A 3,378-nucleotide genomic window follows, 5' to 3' on the forward strand; every position below is an offset into this window, starting at 1 on the left:
AGGAACGTCTCTCTTTAGCAAGTCTTCTTTGAGATAATTTGTTATTGCAACTATCTTGTCTGCTTTTTGAAATGCTGAATCTGCTATTTTCTTTGGCCTGACAAAAACATGCAGGTCTGCAAAATCAAGTACAAATTTTATTTTATGTTTTGATTGCACCCTCATTGCAGGAAGCGAACTTCCAATTCCAGGCATGTACGCGTATACATATTCTATACCATGTTCTTTGATAATTTTTGAAGCAATTTTAGATGCCGCAGGAAGAATTGATAAATAGTTAAGATATTTTCCAACACCTCGTTTTCCTTGAAATTTCATTATACTTGACGGATGAATCTCAATTACGTCAAGCCCATTTTCTTTAAAATGAGAAATTCTTGGAGATTTTGGCTCAGGTCTTATTATTACAATAAAGACCTTGTTTCCAAGATTTGAAAAAGCACTCATCAGAGAAAAGACTCGCGCATAGTCACCCCATTTTTGTGAGAGATCTACATTGCAAAAGACAAGTATGTTGATACAAATCACCTTAACAATTCAGGAACCATTCATATGTTTTTTCTAGTCCTTGCTCAATTGAAGTTGAAGGATCATATCCAATCATTCTTTTTGCTTTTGATATATCCATTTTTCTTCGTTTCACATGATCAAAGCTTCGCATTGGCTTGTAATTTATTGTTGACTTACTTCTAGTGATATCTAGAATTAATTTGGTAATATCATGGATCTGCGTCTCTTTTCCTGTTCCGAGATTAAAAGTCTCATTTTTGCCTCCCTTTTTAGTAGCTGCAAGAATTATACCTTCAACACAATCTTCAACAAAAGTAAAGTCGCGTGTCTCTTTTCCTGTACCAGTTATGGTGAGCGGTTTTTCATGTATTGCATTTTCAAAAAAATTTGGTATTACATTTCTATATCGTCCAGGAGGATCATGCGGACCATAAGAGTTTGAGAGTCTAACTATTGTATAGTCCATGCCATATAGCTCATGAATTGATTTGCAGTAATATTCAGCAGTAAGTTTGCTTGTAGCATATGGAGTAGATGGGTTTGGCATCAGATCTTCTTTCATTACAGAATTTTGTTGATGACCATAAAGTGATGAAGAAGATGTGTAAAGAAACCTCTCGGGTTTTTGTTTTGATGCGTAAAGCAACATCTGAAGTGTTCCTTGAACATTGACTCGCAAGTCTTCAAGCGGGTCTTTTACAGAGAGTTCATTTGCAAACCTTGCTGCCAAGTGAAATACATAGTCAAATTTCTTGGAAAATACCTTGAACAGTGATTTGTTGTCTGTGATATCTCCTTTTATAACAACAAGGTTTTGGTGTTTTTTCAGGTTTCCAGTTCCACTTTGTGAAAAATCATCCAGAACTGTTACCTTGCAGTCTTGCTCAAGAAGTCTGTTTACTAGATTACATCCTACTGCTCCGTTTCCCCCAGTTACAAGTACGTTGATTCCCTTAAGACTCATCATATAAGATGACTTGTCCTGCTTCATTTATCTTTGAGGGTTTTTGTATAACCCACCGAGATGTATTTTATTCCAAGCCCTTCCGCCTGATTTCTTGAAAATATTCGCCTAGTGTCAATTATAATTGGGGTTCTAATGGTCTGTTTTATTTTAGCAAGGTCCAAATTCTTGAATTCGTCATGATCTGTTACTAGAACCAAAGCATCTGATTGAGACAATGATTCCCACATGTTTTCAGTTCTTTGACCTCCAAAGGTTTCCTTGCTTTTTGGATCATGTACAATTACATTACATCCATTTTTGCCAAGTTGAGTTACAATATCTTTTGAAGGAGAAAACCTAGTGTCACTTACATTTGCCTTGTATGACACTCCAAGTACAAGTACTGTTGATTCGGATATCTTTTTGCCTTGCTCCATAAGAGCATCAATTACAAGATTTACCACATGAAACGGCATGTTATCGTTAATTTTTCTGGAATCAAGTATAATAGCAGATTCAATCTTTTTTTTCCCCGGTGGATTAAGTAAAAGATATGGATCCTTTGGAAGACATGGTCCCCCAACTCCAGGTCCTGGCTGGAGAAGTTTTACCCGAGGATGTGAATTGCATACTTTGATCAATTCTGCAACATCAATTCCATAATTTTCGCAGATCAATCCTACTTCATTTGCAAATGCAACGTTAACATCTCTAAATGCATTTTCCACCAGCTTAGATATTTCTGCTACTTCCACAGAAGTTGAGACTATTTGAGAGTTCACCATTTTCCCATAAAGAGAAGCAGCAAGATGTGATGATTCTTCATCGACATATCCAATAACACGCGGTGTAGTTTTTATTTCAGACAATGCAGTACCAGGTGCTAATCTTTCTGGTACAAATGCAGCCCAAAAATGTGTTCCAAGTTTGAACCGTTTCTCAAGCATTGGCAGAATCAACCCTTTGAAGGTTCCAGGAGAAATTGAACTCTCTATAATCACAAGTTTATTTTCAAGAGACATCTCAGAGATGGATTGACATGCTTTTTCAAGATACGACAGATCAGGCATTATTCCACTAGTAAGTGGGGTTGCCACGCATACTATTATGACATCGGCATTTCTTACCGAGTCTTCAATGTTAGGATCAGTATGAAATCTTTTTGATGCTACACATGACTTGAGTAGTTCATCAAGACCTTTTTCCTCAAATGGTGCTTTGGATTGGTTCAAAGCTGCTAGAAGGTCCTTGTTTATGTCGTGTCCTGTTATATCAAATCCAGATTGACAAAAGGTCAGTGCAGTTGGCAAGCCAACTTGACCAAGCCCGATTACACAGATTTTTGCTTCATGTTTTTCAATCTTTGACAACAAATTACTTGGCATAGATTTCATTCTAGAGTCGCCTGTCAACCTATAATATATTATGGGTCAATTCAAACTTTGAAATAAATGAAAGATATGCAATTGGCTCTAGATAACGCAACAAAATTTCTTCTCAGTTCTTCATCAATTGACGATTCAAAGACCAAAGCAAGATCAGGATTTTATGGATTCCAAAATACAACAAAACCAATGAGAGATACAGACAAGCCTTTCATTTTTTACGAGATATCCGGATATGGAATAAACTTGTTGTTAAAATTATACAAATGGTACAATGATCCCAAGTTTCTTGAGCTTGCCAAAAAAACAGGTGAATCCATATTGTTAGGCCAAGTCAAAGACAATACAAAAACAAATGGTGCATTTTATGATAGGTTCTATCCAGACTCTGAAAGTTTTTTTGAGACATTTCATTCATATCCAAACGGTGTATGTGTAGGCGCACTATGCGAGTTGTATCAACAGACAAGAGACAAAAGATTTCTAGAATCTGCAAGAGACTCGTCAAGATGGCTTTTTGACATGCTAGAAAGAAAA

General features: G+C 36.4%; 4 protein-coding genes. 1 reads left to right on the plus strand and 3 read right to left on the minus strand.

Annotated elements, in window-relative coordinates; genetic code table 11:
• The 3 genes from DYY66_RS04635 to DYY66_RS04645 form a co-directional block, all read right to left on the minus strand.
• Nucleotides 1–528, minus strand: a 528-nt coding sequence (locus DYY66_RS04635) for a glycosyltransferase family 4 protein (protein WP_166286635.1), incomplete at its 3' end; no start/stop codon positions are given.
• 1 nt (nucleotide 529) lies between these two features.
• Complete coding sequence (locus tag DYY66_RS04640; protein WP_166286637.1) at nucleotides 530–1,474, minus strand: NAD-dependent epimerase/dehydratase family protein; 945 nt, start codon at nucleotides 1,472–1,474, stop codon at nucleotides 530–532.
• A 23-nt stretch (nucleotides 1,475–1,497) separates the two neighbouring features.
• Complete coding sequence (locus DYY66_RS04645) at nucleotides 1,498–2,850, minus strand: nucleotide sugar dehydrogenase (RefSeq protein ID WP_166286639.1); 1,353 nt, start codon at nucleotides 2,848–2,850, stop codon at nucleotides 1,498–1,500.
• 57 nt (nucleotides 2,851–2,907) lie between these two features.
• On the opposite strand from DYY66_RS04645, the gene DYY66_RS04650 reads away from it, so the two are divergent.
• Nucleotides 2,908–3,378 (plus strand): hypothetical protein (locus DYY66_RS04650; protein WP_166286641.1); only part of this gene is annotated, 471 nt, incomplete at its 3' end.

Origin of the sequence: Candidatus Nitrosotalea sp. FS (assembly GCF_011319475.1) — an archaeon.
Lineage (GTDB): Archaea > Thermoproteota > Nitrososphaeria > Nitrososphaerales > Nitrosopumilaceae > Nitrosotalea.